The sequence below is a fragment of the Ramlibacter sp. genome, from assembly GCF_035554825.1.
GTDB lineage: Bacteria > Pseudomonadota > Gammaproteobacteria > Burkholderiales > Burkholderiaceae_C > Ramlibacter.
The window spans coordinates 1-18850 of record NZ_DATMHS010000010.1 but is presented as its reverse complement, the minus strand read 5'-3'; the positions used below and the strand labels follow the sequence as shown (position 1 = coordinate 18850).

Sequence of the window (18850 nt, the reverse complement as noted above, 5' to 3'; positions counted from 1 at the left end):
TGATCGGCATCGCCGACACGGGCAGCGGCTACAACCCCTGCCACGGCAACATGCCGCAGCTGGTGGAGGCCGTGCAGCGCGGCATCATGCTGGCCGGCGGCCTGCCGGTGAAGTTCCCGACCATCTCGATCGGCGAGAGCTTCGCGGCGCCCACCAGCATGTACCTGCGCAACCTGATGTCGATGGACACCGAGGAAATGCTGCGCGCCCAGCCGATGGACGCCGTGGTGCTGATCGGCGGCTGCGACAAGACGGTGCCGGCGCAGCTGATGGGCGCGGCGTCGGCCGGGCTGCCGGCGATCCAGCTGATCACCGGCTCGATGCTGACCGGTTCGCACCGCGGCGAAGTGGTCGGCGCCTGCACCGACTGCCGCCGCTACTGGGGCAAGTTCCGGGCCGAGGAGATCGACGCGACCGAGATCGCCGACGTCAACAACCAGCTGGTCGCCAGCGTCGGCACCTGCTCGGTGATGGGCACCGCCAGCACGATGGCCTGCATCGCCGAGGCCCTGGGCATGACCGTGCCCGGCGGCGCGTCGCCGCCGGCGGTGACGTCGGCCCGCATGCGCGTGGCCGAGGAAACCGGCACCGTCGCCGTGCAGATGGCCAGGAGCCGCCTGACCATCGACAAGGTGCTGACGGCCCGGGCGTTCGAGAACGCGATGCGGGTGCTGCTGGCGATCGGCGGGTCGACCAACGGCATCGTGCACCTCACGGCGATCGCCGGCCGCCTGGGCTTCGAGATCGACCTGAAGGCGCTGGACCGCATGGGCCGCGAAACCCCGGTGCTGGTGGACCTGAAGCCCTCGGGCCAGCACTACATGGAGCACTTCCACGCCGCCGGCGGCATGACCACGCTGCTGCGCGAGCTCAAGCCGCTGCTGCACCTGGACGCGCTGACGGTGACCGGGCGCACGCTGGGCGAGGAGCTGGAGCGCGCCGCGCCGTCGTTCAAGCAGGACGTGATCCGGCCGCGCGACAACCCGATCTATCCGCAGGGCGGCATCGCTGTGCTGCAGGGCAACCTGGCCCCGGGCGGCGCGATCATCAAGCAGTCGGCGGCCGATCCGAAGCTGATGGAGCACGAAGGCCGGGCGGTGGTGTTCGAAGGGCTGGAGGACCTGGCCAATCGGATCGACAGCGACGACCTGGACGTGACGCCGGACGACGTGCTGGTGCTGAAGAACATCGGGCCCAAGGGCGCCCCCGGCATGCCGGAGGCCGGCTACATCCCGCTGCCGCGCAAGCTGGCGCGCCAGGGCGTGAAGGACATGGTGCGCATCTCCGACGGCCGCATGAGCGGCACGGCGTTCGGCACCATCGTGCTGCACGTGACGCCGGAATCGGCGATCGGCGGTCCGCTGGCGTACGTGCGCAACGGCGACCGCATCCGCCTGTCGGTCACCCGGCGGGAAATCAGTCTCGTGGTGTCCGAGCAGGAGCTGGCGCGCCGGGCCAAGGAGGAGCCGGTGACGGTGCCCAGCGCCGACCGCGGCTACCGCAAGCTGTTCCTGCAGACGGTGACGCAGGCCGACCAGGGCGTCGACTTCGACTTCCTGCGCTCGGCGCAGACGCGCGAGCGGGTGCCCAAGGCGTAAGCCGGCTCGCCAGGCCCCGGGCTGCGCCCCGGGGCGCCGGCCGCGGGCGGGGCGCCGGCCCTGCGCGATACTCGCGGCCATGAACATCGAGTTCCTGCACAGCTTCGTCACGGTGGCCGATGTCGGCTCGATGGCGGAAGCGGCCCGGCGGCTCGACCTCACGCCCGCCGCCATCGCCGCGCGGCTGCACGCCCTGGAAGACGAGCTCGGCACGGCGCTGATCCAGCGCGCCGGCCGCTCGGTGCGGCTGACCGAAGCGGGCCTCAAGATCCTGGAGCGCGCGCGCGGGATGTTGCGCGACATGCGCGACCTGCGCGCCATCGCCCACGACAGCTCGCTGCCGGGCGAGCTGCGCCTGGGGGTGTTCTCGTCGGCGCTGACCAGCGTGCTGCCGCCGGTGCTGCGGCACCTGTACGACGCCCACCCCGAACTGTCGGTTTTCGTCTCGCCCGGCAGCTCGGTCGACCTGTGCCATCGGGTGTCGGCCGGGGAACTCGACGCCGCGATCGTCGTCGAGCCGCAGTTCGTCGTCCCCAAGAACTGCGAGTGGCAGGCGCTCACCGAGGAGCCGCTGGTGGTCGTCGCCCATGCCAGCCAGGCCGGCGGCGAGCCGCACGCGCTGCTGGCCGGCGAACCGTTCATCCGCTACGACCGCATGTCGGTCGGCGGGCAGCTGGCCGACCGCTACCTGCGCGACCACGACATCCGGCCGCGCCAGCGGCTCGAGATCGACAGCCTGGCGGCGATCGCGGCGCTGGTCGACCAGGGGCTCGGCGTGGCGTTGCTGCCCGACTGGCCGCCGCTGTGGACCGGCGGCATGAACCTGGTGCGCATTCCGCTGCCCGGCCGCGCGCCGGTGCGGCGCATCGGCATCGTGCTGGCGCTGCAGGGACCGTGCGTGCCGCTGGCGCGCTCGCTGCTGCGCGCGGCGCAGGCGGTGCTGCGGCGCGCGCCGCCGGTCGCCGCGCGGGCGCCCAAGGCCCCCACGCCGAAGCGCAAGAGCGCGGCCCGCCGCTCCATGCGCTGAGCCACGCCGCCGCCGACGAGCGGCGCGGCGGGCTCGCCGGCGGCAAATCATAAGCATCTTTATAATCCGTGTGCTTATGAAATTCGCCCTCACGCGCCGCTTCGGCTTTCTGGCCAACGAAGTCGGCCGGCTCTATTCGCAGCAGTTCGACCGCCTGGCCCGCGAGCAACTGGGCCTGTCGCAGGCCCAGTGCCGGCTGCTGGCCGTCCTGGCGGCGCATGCGGGGCCGCAGGCGCTGTCGCAGACCGAGCTGGCCGGCCGGATGGGCCTGACGCCGATGGCGGTGGCCGGCCTGTGCGACCGGATGGCCGCGGCCGGCTGGATCGAGCGGCGGCCCAGCGCCAGCGACCGCCGGATCAACGAGCTGCACATCCTGCCGCGCGCGCGCAAGGCGCTGGACCGGGCGCTGGCGATCGGCGACGAGCTCAGCAGCGCGTCGCTGGCGGCGCTCTCGGCCGCCGAGCGCGAGCAGTTGCTGGCGCTGCTGGCCAAGGCCCGCCACGGCCTGCTGTCGCTGCAGGCGGAGGAAGGCGTCGCGTGAGTCCGGTTCCGACCGGGGGGACCTTCCCCCACCGCGGCATGATCACCGTCTCGATCATGCTGGCGACGATCATGCAGGCGCTCGACACCACGATCGCCAACGTCGCGCTGCCGCACATGCAGGGCAGCCTGCAGGCCTCGCAGGACCAGATCACCTGGGTCCTCACTTCGTACATCGTCGCCTCGGCCATCGCCCTGCCGCTCACCGGCTGGCTCTGTTCGCAATGGGGGCGGCGCCGGGTGTTCATCGTCTCGGTGATCGGATTCACGCTCGCCTCGGCGCTGTGCGGGCTGGCGACGTCGCTGGCCGGCATCGTCGCGGCGCGCCTGCTGCAAGGCATCTTCGGCGCGGCGCTGGTGCCGCTGTCGCAGGCCGTGCTGCTGGACATCAACCCCCTGGAGCGGATCGGCCAGGCGATGGCGATCTGGGGCGCGGGCATCATGGTCGGCCCGATCCTGGGCCCGATGCTGGGCGGCTGGCTGACCGAGAACTTCGACTGGCGCTGGGTGTTCTTCATCAACCTGCCCGTCGGCCTGTTCGCGCTGTGGGGAATCGTGCGCTATCTCCCCGAAAGCCGCCCCGAGGGCCAGCGGCTGGACGTGTTCGGCTTTGCCGCCCTGACGATCGCGATCGGCATGCTGCAGCTGCTCCTGGACCGCGGCGAGCTGCTGGACTGGTTCGATGCCTGGGAGATCCGGCTGGAGGCGGCCGCGTCGGTGGTGGCGTTCGCCTTCTTCGCCGTGCACACGTGGACGGTGCAGGGCGTGTCGTTCCTGGACCGCGACCTGCTGAAGGACCGCAACTTCGTCACCGGCTGCCTGTTCGGCTTCATGGTCGGCACCATTCTGTACGGCACCATGGCGCTGCTGCCGATGCTGCTGCAGAGCCTGATGGGGTATCCGGTGGTCTACACCGGCATCGTCACGGCGCCGCGGGGCGTCGGCACGATGCTGGCGATGATCGTGGTCGGGCGGCTGGTGAACCGGATCGACGTGCGGGTCATCATGGCCGCGGGTTTCGCGCTCACCGCGTATTCGCTGTACCAGATGACCGGCCTCACGCTGCAGATGGACAGCTCGCTGATCGTCACGTCCGGCTTCATCCAGGGCCTGGGCATCGGCTTCACCTTCGTGCCGCTGTCGACGGCCGCCTTCGCGACGCTGGCGCCGCGGCTGCGCCACCAGGGCACGCCGGTCTACAGCCTGGTGCGCAACATCGGCGGCAGCGTCGGCATCTCGATCGTGCAGGCGCTGCTGACGCACGGCGCGGCGCAGGCCCACGAACAGCTGGCGGGATTGGTGTCGCGCGGCAATCGGGGCCTGCTCGATCTGCCGCCGCTGCTGAGTCCGGACAGCCCCGCCGGACTGGCCGTGCTGAACGCGGAGGTCAGCCGCCAGGCGGCCCTGATCGGCTACGCCGGCGACTTCTCGGTGATGATGGTCGTGACCCTGCTCACGATCCCGCTGCTGGTCCTGATGCGGCGGCCGGGCCGGGCGGGCAAGGCGGCCGCGGAGGCGCCCCACTGAGGCGCACGGCCGGCGCTGCAGGCCTGCCGCTACTGGTCCTTCAGGCCCAGTTCCTTCACCAGCCCGCCCCACTTGGCGTTCTCGCTGGCGATGAAGGCGGAAAATTTCTGCGTGTCCATCGGCGAGACCTCGGCGCCGGTCTTGGCGATCTGCTGGCGTACCTGCGGTGATTCGAGAATCGCCAGCACTTCCGCCGAGAGCTTGCCGATGACGTCCGGCGGCACCCCCGCCGGCGCCACCAGGCCGTACCAGACGCTGGCTTCGTAGTTCGGCAGGCCCAGCTCCTCCGAGATCGTGGGCAGCGAGGGGGCCTGCTCGGAACGCTTCACCGCGCCATTGGCCAGGCCGCGCACCCGCCCCGACGTGATGTGCGGCAGCGCCGAGGGAAAGGTGGGGAAGTAGAACGAGACCTGCCCGCTGATGGTGTCGGTCATCGCCTGGCCGACGTTCTTGTACGGCACGTCGCGCACGTCCAGGCCATAGCGTTTGCGCAGCAGCTCCATTTCCAGGTGGCTCGGCGAGCCCTTGCCGGACGTGGCGTAGCTCAGCTTGCCCGGATTGGCCCTGGCGTAGTCGACCAGCTCCTTCATGCTCCTGTACGGCGCGTTCGGCGCGTTCGGCGCGGTCACGACCGCCATCGGCAGCACGGCCACCCGCGCGATCGGGGCGAAGTCCCGGATCGCGTCGTACTGCGGCGGGTTCTGCATGTGGGGACTCACCGTGAGGGTGGTCGGCGCCAGCAGCACGGTGTAGCCGTCGGCCGGCGACTTGGCCGCCGCGAGCGTGCCGATCTGGCCGCCGGCGCCTTCGCGGTTCTCCACGACCACGCCGGTCTTGAGCCGCTCGGCGAGCTTGTCCGACAGGATCCTGGCCATGATGTCGGCGCCGCTGCCGGGGCCGTAGGCGACGATCAGGCGGATCGGCCTGGCCGGATAGGTGTCGGCCAGCGCCGGCGCGCAGGTGGCGACGGCAGCGCCGCACGCCAGCGCGGCCAGGACTTTCGGGATCGGTTTCATGCTGTTGTCTCCTGTCTGTTTTGGTCGTGGGGGAAAGTCAGATGCGCTCCAGCACCGTGGCCGTGGCCATGCCGTGGCCGACGCAGAACACCACCAGGCCCAGCGTGCCGCCCGTGGCCTCCAGGCCCGCCAGCGCCTTGGCCGTGAGGCCGACGCCGGTGGCGCCCAGCGGGTGGCCGTGCGCGATCGCGCCGCCCCAGGGGTTCACGTCGGCGAGGTCGACGCCCAGCTCGCGGGCCCACGCGATCGGCACGCAGGCGAACGCCTCGTTGACCTCGATCCAGTCGATGTCCTGGACGCCCACGCCGGCGCGCGCCAGCGCCGCGCGCGTCGCGGGGATGACGCCGTCGAGCTGGATGCGGGGATCCGAACCGACGACGACGCGGGCGCGAAAGCGCGCGCGCGGCTTCAGTCCGTCGGCCCGCGCCCGGGCCGCGTCGCCCACCAGCAAGGCGGCGGCACCGTCGGTCATCTGGCTGGCGTTGCCGGCCGTGATCACGCCGCCTTGCGGCCGGAACAGCGGCGCCAGCTGGGCCATCTTCTCCCGGTCGACGTTGGCGCGCACGCCCTCGTCGCTGCGCAATTCGCCGGCGGGGCCCATCGAGGGCGGCAGCGGCACCGTCTCGCGGCCACCGATGGCGGCGCTGGCATGGGCCTTGCGATGGCTCTCGGCCGCGAACTCGTCGAGCACCTCGCGCGACAGGCACCAGCGAGCGGCCATCAATTCGGCGCTCTCGCCCTGGTGCGGCAGCTGGTGCTGCCGCAGCAGGTCGGGATTGAGCGACGACCAGTCGCGGAAGGGCTCGCCGAGCGTGACGTCGAGGAACATCGGCACGCGGCTCATGCTCTCGACGCCGCAGGCGATCGCGTAGTCCACGTCGCCGGCGGCGACCGCCTGTGCGGCCAGGTGGACTGCGGTCTGGCCCGAGCCGCACATGCGGTTGAGCGTGACGGCGGGCACTTCCACCGGCAGCCCGGCCAGCAGCGCGGCCTGCCGGCCGACGTTGGCCGCCTGCTCGCCGGCCTGCGACACGCAGCCGGCCACGATGTCGCCGATCCGGGCCGGGGTGACGCCGCTGCGGTCGACCAGCTGGCGCAACTGCGCTGCCAGCAGCGCGTCGGGGCGCAGCGCCCGGTACGCGCCGCCGCGCCGCGCGAACGGCGTGCGGATCGCGTCGACGATGACGGGATCATGCATGTTCGGTCTCCTGCGCCGCCAGCACCACCTTGTGCGCCAGCAGCTCCTCGATGCGCTCCGGCGCGATGCCGCAGTCGTGCTCGAGGATGTCGCGGGTGTGTTCGCCCAGCCGCGGCGGCGCGCCGGCCGCGCCGCCACCGGCGCCGCCGAGGCGGATCGGATTGCGGATGGCCGGGTAGCTGCCGTCCCCGGCCTCGATCCGCTCGAACAGGGCGTTGTGCCGGACCTGGGGGTCGGCCACCAGGTCGCGGTAGTCGTTGATCGGGGCGCAGAGCACGTCCAGCGTGCGCAGGCGGTCGAGCCACTCCGCGCGCGAGCCGCTCGCGAACACCGGCTCCAGCGCGGCCCGCAGCGCATCGCGGTGGCGCTGGCGTTCGCCCGACGAGGCGAAGCGCGCGTCCGACGCCAGCTGGGGCAGTCCGAGCCCTTCGCAGAACGCCGGCCACTGGTGATCGAACACCGTGAAGCAGATCGCCCCGTCGCTGGTGCGCATCGCGCCCGAGGGGGCGATGAGCGGGTGGTCGTTGCCCAGGCGCTGCGGCAGCTGGCCGGTCATCAGGTATTCGCTGAGCGGCGGCGCCTGGAACGCGACGATCGAATCGAGCAGCGACACCTGGACGTCCGCGCCGGGCGCGCCGGCGCGGCGCTGCAGCAGCGCCAGCAACACGCCCGAAAACGCGTTCATGCCGGCCAGCATGTCCGACACGACGTTGCCCACGCGCAGCGGCTGTCCGTCGCGCTCGCCGACGATGCTCATGAGGCCGCCGTACGCCTGCATGGTCGAATCGCCCGCCGGCAGGTCGGCGTTGGGGCCGTCCGGGCCGAAGCCGGTGACGGAGCAGTACACCAGCGCGGGGTTGGCGCGGCGCAGTTCGGCGCTGCCCAGGCCCAGCCGGTCCATGACTCCGGGCCGGAAGCTTTCCAGCACCACGTCGGCCTGGGCGGCGAGCCCGCGCACGATCTCGATCGCGTCGGGCTGCCGCAGGTCGACGCTGAGGCCGCGCTTGCCGCGATTGACGCTGACGAACACCCCGCTCTGGCCGTGGGCGCCGGGGTCGCCCATGGTGCGGGACCAGTCGCCGCGCAGCGGTTCGATCTTGACGACCTGCGCGCCCTGGTCGGCGAGCAGCTGACCGCAGTACGGCCCGGCGACGCCCTGGCCGAAATCCAGCACGCGGATGCCGCGCAGGGGCGCAGCGATCAAAGCTCGCCCTTGCGCATCATGAAGGAGCCCCAGAACTCGAGCGGGACCACGCCGGTCTGGTTGACCACCGAGATGCGCACCGTCAGCACGCCGCGGGTCTTGTCCGAGACGTCCTTCTTGCCTTCGACGGTGATGCGCGTGTGCAAGGTGTCGCCCGCCTTGACCGGGGCACTGAACTTGAACCGGTCCAGGCCGAGTGCCGCGAGCGTGTACTTGCCGAGGATGTCCTCCAGCATCCCGGCGGCGATCGAAGCCGTCAGCAGGCCGGGCGCCACGCGCGTCTTGAAGATGCTGTGCTTCTTCGAAAACTCCTCGTCGATGAACATCGGCAGCTTGAGACCGGCGAAGCAGGTGTAGTTGACGATGTCGGCTTCGGTGATCGTGCGCGCGTAGCTTTCGAACACTTCGCCGATCTGGTATTCGTCATAGGTCTTCTGTGCCATGCAGGGGTCTCCGGTGGTGGGGTGGTGGAAAAAGGAAGCGAAACCGTTCAGGCGGCGGCCGCGTCGCGCCCCGGCAGCCGCTGCGACAGCCGGGCGGCCGCGGCCAGCAGATGGCGGCGGCAGTCGTCCCAGTTGCCGCGCATGCGCTCGCTGGGGCCGGCGACGACGAGCGCGGCGAGCACCTCGCCGCCCGGGCCGTACACCGGCGCCGCCATGGCGTCGGCGCCCACCACGCGTTCGCCGCGCGTCTGGGCGAAGCCTTGGGCGCGGATGGTCTCCAGCTCCCTGCGCAGGGCGGGGACGGAGGTGATCGTCGCCGCGGTGAACGACGTCAGCGGGTGGCTGCGCAGGTAGCTGTCCTGCCGCGCCGCCGGCATGTGGGCGAGCAGCAGTTTGCCGATCGAACTGCTGTACAGCTCGCGTTGTTCGCCCAGCGACACGGTGTAGCGCACGGAGCTGCGGCTCTCGACCTTGTCGATATAGATCGCCAGGTCGCCCGACGGCGCCAGCGCCCCCAGCAGCGCGGTCTCGCCGGTGTCGGCCACCAGCTGCTCCAGCACCGGCCGCGCGAGCGACGAGAGATCGAGGCTGCCGACCACGCGCATCGCCAGCGAGAACATGCGCGGGCCCAGGCGGTAGACGCCGGAGCCGTCCCGGGTGAGGTGGCCGCTGGCCACCATCCCCGCGAGCAGGCCGATGAGGCTGGTCTTGGGCGCATCGACACTGCGCGCCAGTTGCGCGAGCCCCGCGCCGCTGCGGTCGGCGGCCAGGTGTTCCAGGATGGCGAGGATCCGCTCGACGGACTGGGGGGCGGCGGTCGGGCCGGCGGGCATTGTTGGCGTTCGGATATACGAATGCAGAATGGATATGCGAATGATACGCCGGTCCCCGGCGATGGCCATGTCGGGAAATCCCTAGCGGCCCGCCCGACCGCGACACGCGCGTTTCGCCAATGAAAAGGGGCGCCCGCGGGCGCCCCGGATGCGGTTGACGGCGATCAGTGCGAGCCGGCGCCGTGCGGGTCCATCGCCTGGTAGACGGTGCCGTCGGCCGGGCCGGTCACTTCGAGCGCGGCGCCCAGGCCCTTGCCGGCGCGCGACAGCGCGTGGTCGACCAGCAGGTACTTGCCGGGGTAGTTGAGCTTGAAGTCCACGATGGTCGCGCCGCCCGGGGGGACCAGCGTCGTCTGCACGTCGTGCCGCACGCTGGAGATCGAGCCTTCGCTGTAGACCTTGTCGAAGATCTCGCCGATCGCGTGGAACGAGGACACCTTGTTGGGACCGCCGACGCCGAAGTACACGCGCACCGTTTCGCCGACCTTCGCCGCCAGCTTGAACTCCTTGGTCAGTGCGCCCACCGCGCCGTTGAAGGTGTAGTAGGTGGGCAGCTCGTCGTCGGCGCGCTCGTTGTTGAACTCCTGGTGGCCCTTGGTGCCCTTGGCATGCGAGGTGTAGAGGTCGCCCTGCATCACGTAGAACTCGCGGTCCACCTTCGGCAGTCCCTGCGGCGGTTCGACCAGGATCATCCCGTACATGCCGGCCGAGATGTGGTGCGGCACCGAAGGCGTCGCGCAGTGATAGACGTACAGGCCGGGGTTCAGCGCCTTGAAGCGCACCGTCTTCGATTCGCCGGGCGCCACCTGCGTGTCGGCGCCGCCGCCGTGGCCGCCGGTGACCGCGTGCAGGTCGATCGAGTGGACCATCCTGCTGCTCTTGAGGTTGCTGAGCGTCAGTTCCACCGTGTCGCCCTGCTTCACGCGCAGCATGGGTCCGGGCACCTTCTTGTTGAAGGTCCAGTAGGTGAAAGTGGTGCCGTCGTCGAGTTTGCCGTTCAGCTCGGCGGTCTCGATGCTGTACTTCACCAGTTGCGGCGGCCGGTTGCCGATGGCCTTGGGCACCTGGGTCGGATCCATCACGATGCTGACGGCGTCGGCCGCCGCCGCCGCGATCGGCTTGGCGCTGGCGGCGGCGGCGCCCAGGACGGCGGTGTTCGGAGCGGACGGGCGGGCGGCCACGGCGGCGCCGGCCGGGCCGCTCACCTCCAGCGTGCCTTCCATGCCGATCTGCCGGTGACCCGGCACCGAGCAGTAGTAGGTGAACTTGCCGGCCTGGGCCACGGTGAAGCGCAGCACGGTGGGGCCGCTGGCGGCGCTGAACTTCTGCGACTGCACGTTCAGTTCGGGGAACACGATGTCGTGCTCCGCGCCTTCGCCGCTGCCGATCGTGATCTCCAGCGTGTCGCCGACGTTGGCCCGCAGCGGCGGGTTTGCCTGGCCGTGGCCGTCGAGGAAGACCATCTTGCCGTCGGCCATTCCGGTCTTGAGCGCGATCTTGTGGACCGCGCCCTTCGCGGCGGGGGCGGCGGCCTTGGCCGCGACCGGCGTTGCGGCGGTGCGCGCCGTGGCGGCGGTGGCGCCGATCGAGGCGATCGTCAGCGGACCGGCCGACAGCAGCACGACGATGGCGAGGGGGATGGGGGCGAATACACGGGCAAACACTTTTGCACTTCCTGTCTGGTCATCGCGGGTGGGGCCCCCGCGGGGCCGACAGCCTTGTGAGCTGTTGACTCCAATGTAGGTAGTTACCCTAGGAAGCGAAAGATGCCACCGGGATGCACCTTTGATCCAGCGCAAGCGGCGTGCGTGTTTCGGCGGCCCGGCGTGGCGCCGGCGGAGGCGACGAGGAGCGAGCGGGACGAGGAGCGGCGAGCCGGGTGATGTGCGCGGTGCGGCACGGTGCCGTGGCGCGCGCCCGCGGCGCCAAAAAGAAAAAAGGACCCGGCCTTGCGGCAGGGTCCTTCGAAGAGTGGTGGGTCCTGTAGGATTCGAACCTACGACCTACGGATTAAGAGTCCGCTGCTCTACCAACTGAGCTAAGAACCCTCTTGAAGAAACCGTGGTGGAGAGGAGGAGGATCGAACTCCCGACCTTCGCATTGCGAACGCGACGCTCTCCCAGCTGAGCTACCCCCCCACAGCAGAACGCTATTTTAGCAAAACTCCGCGACCATTCCGCGGGAACCCTGCAATTTCATGGCCGAGCCATGCGCGAATGCGGCTGCGACACGGCCGAGCCCGCTTCACGCCGCCTGGCGCAACGGTTCGCCGAACATGCTTTCCAGCTCCTGCCGCAGCTTCCAGGCGCGCGTGCTGGTATCCATCGCCACGTCGGCCCAGGTGAGGCTCTGCCCCTGACGCACCGGCCGGATCACCTTGACGTCGTGCGCCAGTCCCAGCGGCACGCCGCCGAGCCGCAGCGACGCGGCCGCTGGCAGCAGCTTGCCCCACACGGTGTAGCCGCCTTCGCCGTCGAGCGTGTCGCCGGGCGCGAGGTCGCGCTTGGCCGTCGCCACCACGTCGGCATTCCAGCAGGTGGCGACACCGGTCGCCTCGCGCCGCAGCGCCACGCTCGCCACCGAGACGCCGACTTCCAGCCCGATCAGATGCCAGCGCTTGTAGAGCGTGAAGTAGCGGCCGCTCGGATCGGTGTGCGCGTTGTATTCCTCGAAGCAGTTCCTGATGTACTCGGTCTCGGCCTCCACCGTCACCCACACGCCCATGCGGATGTCGTAGGGAATGGCGCGGCCGTCGGCTTCCAGCGACGAGATCACTTCGACCATGCCCTTGCGTTCCAGCACGCCGCCTTCGCTCTTGGGCCGCGTCACGAACGGAATGTCTTCGATGCTCGCCGGCGGATAGAGCAGGCCGTCGCTCGGCACCGTCAGACCGGTCGCGTTGGCGACCGCCGTGCTCTCGATCGACGGCTTGGAGCCGTCGAGAAAGCTGTTGAACATCTTCGGATTGAGCCCGCCGCGCGCGGCCTGTTCGGGCGTGAGGCCGTAAAAGCCCCACACGGTTTGCGGCGTGGATTCGCAAAAGTGCGGCAGCCACTTGTGGCCGCGCCCGGCCGCGACCACCGGAAAGCCGCAGGTGCGGGCCCAGTCGACGAGGTCGCAGATCAGCGCCGGCTGGTCGCCGAACGCGAGCGAGTAGACGACCCCGGCCTGCGCCGCCTTGCGCGCCAGCAGCGGGCCGCAGAACGCGTCCGCCTCCACCGTGACGTTGACGACGTGCTTGCCGTGCGCGAACGCCTCCAGGCAGTGGTCGACGGCCGCGATCGGATGCCCGGTGCATTCCACGACGACGTCGATCGCCGGGTGCCGCACCAGCGCCTGCCAGTCGTCGCAGACGTGGGTCGTGCCCTGCTGCAGCGCCGCGTCGATGGACGGCGCACCCGACCGCTCCGGCTTCCAGCCGACGCGCGCGAGGTTGGCCCGGGCGCCGTCGGGCGAGCGGTCCGCGATGGCGGCCAGGTGCACGCCGGGGGTGCGCGGCACCTGCGCGAGGTACATGGAGCCGAATTTGCCGGCACCGATCAGGCCGACGCGCACGGGCTGGCCCGCGGCGGCGCGTTGCTGGAGTTGCTGGTGGAGGCTCATGGTGGGGAGTGGCACGTCGAAGGCGCAACATACCCGAGAAGCGGCGGCGCGGCAGGCGGGGAATTCCCGCGCCGCGAGCTGTGCCAAGATCGCGCCATGCCCATCACAGCACGCATGAGCACCGGCGACGACCCGCAGTGGCTCGACCGCATGTACAACAACCGGGAGCTGGTCCCCGAGCATCCCGAACATTTCAAGCGCTGGGCCGCCGAATCGGCGCAGGCGGTGCGCAGCCAGCCGCGCGAACTCGACGTGCGCTACGGCGGCGGACCCAACCAGCACCTGGACATCTTCCCCGCGCCGCAGCCGCAGGCGCCGGTGCTGGTGTTCATCCATGGCGGCTACTGGCGCAGCTTCGACAAGAAGGAGCACTCGTTCGTGGCGCCGCCGTTCACCCGCGAAGGTGCCTGCGTCGTGATCCCGAACTACACCCTGTGTCCGCAGGCGACCATCCCCGGCATCGTGCTGCAGATGGTGCAGGCGCTCGCCTGGACCTGGCGCCACATCGCGCGCCATGGCGGCGATCGCGACCGCATCACGGTGGCGGGTCATTCGGCCGGCGGCCACCTCGCGGCGATGCTGCTCGATTGCGTCTGGCCGGCCTACGAGCGCGACCTGCCGCCCGATCTCGTGAAGCACGCGCTCTCGATCTCCGGCCTGCACGACCTCGACCCGATCATGCGCACGCCGTTCCTGCAGCCGGCGCTGCGGCTGACCGACGAGCAGGTGCGCCTGGCCAGTCCCGCGTTGCTGCCGCCGCCGGCACGGGGCACGCTCGCCGCCGTCTGCGGCGGCGCCGAGAGCGAGGAGTTCATCCGCCAGAACGAGCTGATCCGGCGCGCCTGGGGCGAGCGGGTGGTGCCGGTGTGCGAGGTGCTGCCGGGCCTGAACCACTTCAGCGTGCTGGAGGCGCTGGCGCAGCCCGGCCATCGCCTGCAGCGGATCGCGCTGGACCTGCTGCGAGGCTGACCATGAAGCGGTGGCCGATCCTCCTGCTCATCGCTGCGTTGCTGCAGGCCTGCGGCGGCGGGGGCGGCAGCGGCGACATCCCCGCCGAGACGCCGCCGCTCGCGCAGTCGTGCTCCATCCCGAGCCAGCGCCAGCAGCTGCGCGACTTCATGCAGGCGCAGTACTACTGGTACCGCGAGATGCCGGCGCCCGACGGGAACGCGCCGACCATGGACGCCTATTTCCAGTCGATGCTGTACCGGCCGACCGACCGTTTCAGCTACAGCGAGCCGACCGATCTGTACAACCAGGTCTTCACCGAAGGGCGGCGCACCGGTTACGGCTACACGCTGGTCTGGACCGACGCGACGCGCATGGAGCTGCGCGTGCGCAACGTGGAGCCGCTCGGGCCCGCCGCGCGGGCCGGGCTCGCGCGCGGCGACCGGGTCCTGGCGATCGACGGCTACACGCCGGCGGACATCGCCGCCGGTCGCCTGCCGATCGTCACCACGCCCGGCGTGCCGCGCACGTTCAGCCTCGCGAGCGCGGCCGGCCAGCCCAAGCAGCTGACGGTGGTCTCGGAGGATTTCGCGCTGAGTCCGGTGGCGGCCGTCAACACCTTCGAACTGCCCGGTCCGGGCGGACCGGCCAAGATCGGCTACCTCGCCTACAACCAGTTCGTCACCTACAGCCGCGAGCAGTTGCAGGCGGCGTTCGCCCAGTTCGCGCGCGACGGCGCCGGCGAGGTCATCCTCGACCTGCGCTACAACGGCGGCGGCAGCGTGGTGGTGTCGCGCGAGCTCGCCAGCCTGGTCGGCGGCGCGCTGACGGTCAACCAGCTGTATTCCTATCTGCGCTTCAACGACCAGCAGGCCGGCCGCACGCAAAGCCTGTTGTTCGAGGCGCCGGAAGCCACGGCCGGCACGCCGCTGGGGCAGGGCCTGCGGCGCGTCTTCGTGATCGCGTCGGGCGGCACGGCGTCCGCCAGCGAGCTGCTGATCAACGGCCTGAAACCGTTCGTCGAGGTGGTGCTGATCGGCGAGACGACGTACGGCAAGCCGTACGGGTTCGTGCCGTTCGAGATGTGCGGGGCCACCTACCAGGCGGTGCAGTTCGAATCGCTCAACTCGCAAGGCGTGGGCGGCTTCACCGCGGGCTTCCAGCCGACCTGCGCGGTGGCCGACGACCTGGAGCACCAGCTGGGCGACCCGCAGGAAGGCCGCATCGCGGCCGCGCTGGCGTACGTCGCGACCGGCCGCTGCAGTGCCGGCACCGCCGCGGCGCTGCGGGCGCCCAAGCCGGCCCAGGAGCCGCGCACCATCGGCGAGGCCTGGCCGCGTGGGATGTTCGTGGACTGAAACCACCCGGCAGCCGAACGCAGAGGTCGCGGAGATTCCGCAGAGGACGCAGAAGAACAGCCGAACGAAGGGTGGAGGCGGGACCGCCACGGGAGCGGCGCCGAAGGACAAACCTCCGTGTCTTTTCCGCGTCCTCTGCGTACCCTTTGCGTCCTCTGCGTTCGGCTGTTGGGTTTCCCGCTGTTACATCAGCAGGTGCTCGCCCGCGTTGTCGCCGCCCAGGATGACGTAGTTCACCTTGCGGATGTCCATCAGCTTGCGGCCGCCGGCATAGCTGATCGAACTCTGCACGTCCTCCTCCATCTCGCGCAGGGTGTCGGCCAGCCGGCCTTTCACCGGCTCGAGGATGCGCTTGCCCTCGACGTGCTTGTACTCGCCCTTGTTGAAGTCCGACGCGCTGCCGTAGTACTCCTTGTACAGCTTGCCGCCCTCGTCCACGGTCTGGCCGGGCGACTCCTCGTGGCCGGCCAGCATCGAGCCGATCATCACCATCGTCGCGCCGAAGCGGATGCTCTTGGCGATGTCGCCGTGCTCGCGGATCCCGCCGTCGGCGATGATCGGCTTGGTCGCCACGCGGGCGCACCACTTCAGCGCCGACAGCTGCCAGCCGCCAGTGCCGAAGCCGGTCTTCATGCGCGTGATGCACACCTTGCCCGGGCCGATGCCGACCTTGGTCGCGTCGGCGCCCCAGTTCTCCAGGTCGATGATGGCTTCGGGGGTGCCCACGTTGCCGGCGATCACGAACGCGGCAGGCATCTTCTGCTTGAGGTAGGTGATCATGTTCTTCACCGTGTCGGCATGCCCGTGCGCGATGTCGATGGTGATGTACTCGGGGACCAGCCCCTCCGCGATCAGCTGGTCGATGGCCTCGTAATCGGCCTGCTTGACGCCCAGCGAGATCGAGGCGTACACGCCCTCGGCCTTCATCTGGCGCACGAACTTCACGTTGTCCAGGTCGAAGCGGTGCATCACGTAGAAGAAGCCGTTGCGGGCCAGCCAGAGGCAGATCTTCTCGTCCACCACCGTCTTCATGTTGGCCGGCACCACCGGGATGCGGAAGGTGCGGCCGCCCAGCTCCACGCTGGCGTCGCACTCGGAGCGGCTGGTCACGCGGCACTTGCGCGGCAGCAGCAATACTTTGTCGTAATCGAAGATTTCCATACCAAGCTCCAGAAAGCTGTTTGTCGAACAGGTGAGCGCTTGGACTTTGACCCGGTGGTCTGTTCGCGCCGCCACCGCGCAGCGGGTGGGCGCAGGCGCGCGGCGGTGGCGCGGAACAAAAAACCGGGCCGCAAATGCTTGGGCCCGGTGCTTGATTTTACCCTTTGCCCGGCGCCGGCGTGCAGCGCGACTGCGCAATGCCCCTCAGGCGGCCCCGGGCGTCTTCGACCAGGCCGACCACCCGCAGCCGGTCCGGGTCGGCCCCGGCGGGGATGTTCATCGGCCGGGACTCGAACAACTGCTGGCGCGAGCCGTCCCAGGCGAGTTGCAGCACGTTGCGCACCAGGTTGCGCTCCACTGGGCTGCGCTCGGCGCCCGCCGGCAGCGTCTCCACCAGCACCAGCCAGGCGCGCCACGGGCCGCGGCCGGCTTCCTTCAATTCGATCGAGGCCCCCACATAGCCATTGAAGGCGAGCCCGTGCGCCACCCGCAAGGACAGCGGCTGGCCGTCGCGCCGGCGCCGCGTGACGGCCTCGTCGGAGGGCACCGGCCGCCCGAGCGCCGACAGGCGCGCCAGTCCCTCGCGCCGGGCCGCCGCCGACAGCGGCGCCGCTTCGCCGCGGCCACCCGGGACGATCCAGTCGAGCGCGACCTCGCCCGCGCCGGCGGCCGCGGTCCGCAGGTCGGTCCAGCAGCCTTCGCAGTCGGCATTGATGAAGCGCTCCAGCACGGCGGACGGCGCGGGCTGGCCATCGCTGGAGCAGACCGATGGCGCCTGCGCCCAGCCGCCCGCCGCCAGGAGCAGCAGGGCCGACACGGCAGCGGATCGCAAGACCTGGTTCATGGTGCCTTCCTACAATGCCGTATGTTCCCAGAAGCCGACGCGGCCTCCCCGCTGTTACAGAATCTCAACCCCGAGCAGATGGCGGCCGTCACGCTGCCCGACGAGCACGCGCTCATCCTCGCGGGCGCCGGCTCCGGCAAGACCCGCGTGCTCACGACCCGGATCGCCTGGCTGCTGTCCACCGGCCAGGTGTCGCCCGGCGGCCTGATGGCCGTCACCTTCACCAACAAGGCCGCGCGCGAGATGATGACGCGGCTGCAGGCGATGCTGCCGGTGAACGTGCGCGGCATGTGGATCGGCACCTTCCACGGGTTGTGCAACCGTTTCCTGCGCGCCCATTACAAGCTGGCCAACCTGCCGCAGAGCTTCCAGATCCTGGACACCCAGGACCAGCTGTCCGCCATCAAGCGGCTGATGAAGCAGTTCAACATCGACGACGAGCGCTTCCCGGCCAAGCAGACCCAGTGGTTCATCGCCGGCTGCAAGGAAGACGGGCTGCGGCCCAACATGGTCGAGGTGCATGGCGAGGACGACCGCAAGAAGGTGGAGATCTACCAGCTCTACGAGGAGCAGTGCCAGCGCGAAGGCGTGGTCGACTTCGGCGAGCTGATGCTGCGCAGCTACGAGCTGCTGCGCGACAACGACCCCATCCGCGACCACTACCAGCGGCGCTTCCGCCACATCCTGATCGACGAGTTCCAGGACACCAACCGGCTGCAGTACGCGTGGATCAAGATGTTCGCGCAGCCGCGCGACGGCTCGCCCGGCGCGCAGCCGAATTCGGTCTTCGCGGTCGGCGACGACGACCAGAGCATCTACGCCTTCCGCGGCGCGCGGGTCGGCAACATGGCCGACTTCGTGCGCGAATTCCAGGTGCGGCACCAGATCAAGCTGGAGCAGAACTACCGCAGCTACAGCAACATCCTCGACTCGGCCAACGAGCTGATCAGCCACAACCGCAACCGGCTGGGCAAGAACCTGCGCACCGAACAGGGGGCCGGCGAGCCGGTGCGCATCTACGAGGCGCCCACCGACCTCGCCGAAGCGCAGTGGATGGTCGAGGAGATGCGGCACCTGGTGCGCGGCGAGGGGCCGGAGGGTGGTTTCGAGCGCAAGGAAATCGCGGTGCTGTATCGCAGCAATGCGCAGAGCCGGGTGATCGAGACGGCGCTGTTCAACGCCGGCGTGCCGTACCGCGTCTACGGCGGTCTGCGCTTCTTCGAACGGGCCGAAATCAAGCACGCGCTGGCCTACCTGCGGGTGCTGGAGAACCCGAGCGACGACACCAGTTTCCTGCGCATCGTCAATTTCCCGCCGCGCGGCATCGGGGCGCGCAGCGTCGAACAGCTGCAGGACGCCGCTCGTGCCGCCGGCTGCTCGCTGCACGACGCGGTGGGTGCGACCACCGGCAAGGCCGGCGCCAACCTCACGACCTTCGTGGCCAAGATCGACGTGCTGCGCGAGCGCACCACCGGGCTGACCCTGCGGGAGATCATCGAGCTGGTGCTGCAGGAGTCGGGGCTGGTCGAGCACTACAAGAGCGAGCGCGA

General features: G+C 70.3%; 16 protein-coding genes and 2 tRNA genes. 7 read left to right on the top strand and 11 right to left on the bottom strand.

The features are described 5' to 3' along the window. From VNT59_RS00675 to VNT59_RS00660, 4 genes are all read left to right on the top strand, one after another. On the top strand, window positions 1–1598 hold a 1598-nt coding region (locus tag VNT59_RS00675), incomplete at its 5' end, for an IlvD/Edd family dehydratase (protein ID WP_325495616.1). Window positions 1599–1677: 79 nt separating this feature from the next. Continuing rightward, complete coding sequence (locus VNT59_RS00670; protein WP_325495614.1) at window positions 1678–2625, top strand: LysR family transcriptional regulator; 948 nt, start codon at window positions 1678–1680, stop codon at window positions 2623–2625. A 76-nt stretch (window positions 2626–2701) separates the two neighbouring features. Further along, window positions 2702–3166, top strand: a complete 465-nt coding sequence (locus tag VNT59_RS00665) for a MarR family winged helix-turn-helix transcriptional regulator (protein WP_325495612.1) — start codon at window positions 2702–2704, stop codon at window positions 3164–3166. Between the two features lie 38 nt (window positions 3167–3204). Beyond that, window positions 3205–4692 (top strand): MDR family MFS transporter, encoded by a 1488-nt coding sequence (locus VNT59_RS00660; RefSeq protein ID WP_325495617.1) that lies wholly within the window; start codon window positions 3205–3207, stop codon window positions 4690–4692. 29 nt (window positions 4693–4721) lie between these two features. On the opposite strand, the gene VNT59_RS00655 is transcribed toward VNT59_RS00660, so the two are convergent. The 9 genes from VNT59_RS00655 to VNT59_RS00615 all read right to left on the bottom strand — a co-directional run bounded on the left by VNT59_RS00655 (window position 4722) and on the right by VNT59_RS00615 (window position 12989). Next, complete coding sequence (locus VNT59_RS00655) at window positions 4722–5708, bottom strand: tripartite tricarboxylate transporter substrate binding protein (RefSeq protein WP_325495610.1); 987 nt, start codon at window positions 5706–5708, stop codon at window positions 4722–4724. A gap of 37 nt (window positions 5709–5745) precedes the next feature. After that, window positions 5746–6906 carry a thiolase family protein gene (locus VNT59_RS00650; RefSeq protein ID WP_325495608.1) on the bottom strand — a complete coding sequence of 387 codons (1161 nt, stop codon included), beginning with the start codon at window positions 6904–6906 and terminating at the stop codon, window positions 5746–5748. Beyond that, entirely contained in the window at window positions 6899–8110 is a 1212-nt protein-coding gene (locus VNT59_RS00645) for a CoA transferase (protein WP_325495607.1), read from the bottom strand. Before VNT59_RS00645 ends, VNT59_RS00650 begins: the two co-directional genes overlap by 8 nt. After that, a complete protein-coding gene (locus tag VNT59_RS00640; protein WP_325495605.1) occupies window positions 8107–8553 on the bottom strand; it encodes a MaoC family dehydratase in 447 nt (148 codons plus the stop codon). Before VNT59_RS00640 ends, VNT59_RS00645 begins: the two co-directional genes overlap by 4 nt. Before the next feature lie 47 nt (window positions 8554–8600). Continuing rightward, the gene (locus VNT59_RS00635; protein WP_325495603.1) at window positions 8601–9386 is read right to left on the bottom strand and encodes an IclR family transcriptional regulator; all 786 of its coding nucleotides are present in this window, start codon (window positions 9384–9386) and stop codon (window positions 8601–8603) included. Window positions 9387–9550: 164 nt separating this feature from the next. Then, window positions 9551–11050 (bottom strand): copper-containing nitrite reductase, encoded by a 1500-nt coding sequence (gene nirK / locus VNT59_RS00630; RefSeq protein ID WP_325495602.1) that lies wholly within the window; start codon window positions 11048–11050, stop codon window positions 9551–9553. A gap of 308 nt (window positions 11051–11358) precedes the next feature. Continuing rightward, a tRNA-Lys gene (locus tag VNT59_RS00625) sits at window positions 11359–11434 on the bottom strand. 14 nt (window positions 11435–11448) lie between these two features. Further along, window positions 11449–11524: transfer RNA gene (locus VNT59_RS00620), tRNA-Ala, on the bottom strand. A 106-nt stretch (window positions 11525–11630) separates the two neighbouring features. Further along, window positions 11631–12989 carry an NAD(P)H-dependent oxidoreductase gene (locus VNT59_RS00615; RefSeq protein WP_325495600.1) on the bottom strand — a complete coding sequence of 453 codons (1359 nt, stop codon included), beginning with the start codon at window positions 12987–12989 and terminating at the stop codon, window positions 11631–11633. A 96-nt stretch (window positions 12990–13085) separates the two neighbouring features. Here VNT59_RS00615 and VNT59_RS00610 point away from each other — a divergent pair, with 96 nt between their 5' ends. Further along, window positions 13086–13958, top strand: a complete 873-nt coding sequence (locus VNT59_RS00610) for an alpha/beta hydrolase (protein WP_325495598.1) — start codon at window positions 13086–13088, stop codon at window positions 13956–13958. A gap of 2 nt (window positions 13959–13960) precedes the next feature. Beyond that, window positions 13961–15295, top strand: coding sequence for a S41 family peptidase (locus VNT59_RS00605; RefSeq protein WP_325495597.1), 1335 nt, complete (start codon window positions 13961–13963; stop codon window positions 15293–15295). A 183-nt stretch (window positions 15296–15478) separates the two neighbouring features. On the opposite strand, the gene VNT59_RS00600 is transcribed toward VNT59_RS00605, so the two are convergent. Further along, window positions 15479–16456 (bottom strand): GMP reductase, encoded by a 978-nt coding sequence (locus VNT59_RS00600; protein ID WP_325495595.1) that lies wholly within the window; start codon window positions 16454–16456, stop codon window positions 15479–15481. 157 nt (window positions 16457–16613) lie between these two features. Continuing rightward, a complete protein-coding gene (locus tag VNT59_RS00595; RefSeq protein WP_325495593.1) occupies window positions 16614–17300 on the bottom strand; it encodes a hypothetical protein in 687 nt (228 codons plus the stop codon). A 21-nt stretch (window positions 17301–17321) separates the two neighbouring features. Here VNT59_RS00595 and VNT59_RS00590 point away from each other — a divergent pair. After that, window positions 17322–18850: UvrD-helicase domain-containing protein (locus VNT59_RS00590; protein ID WP_325495591.1), on the top strand; the 1529-nt coding region annotated here is incomplete at its 3' end.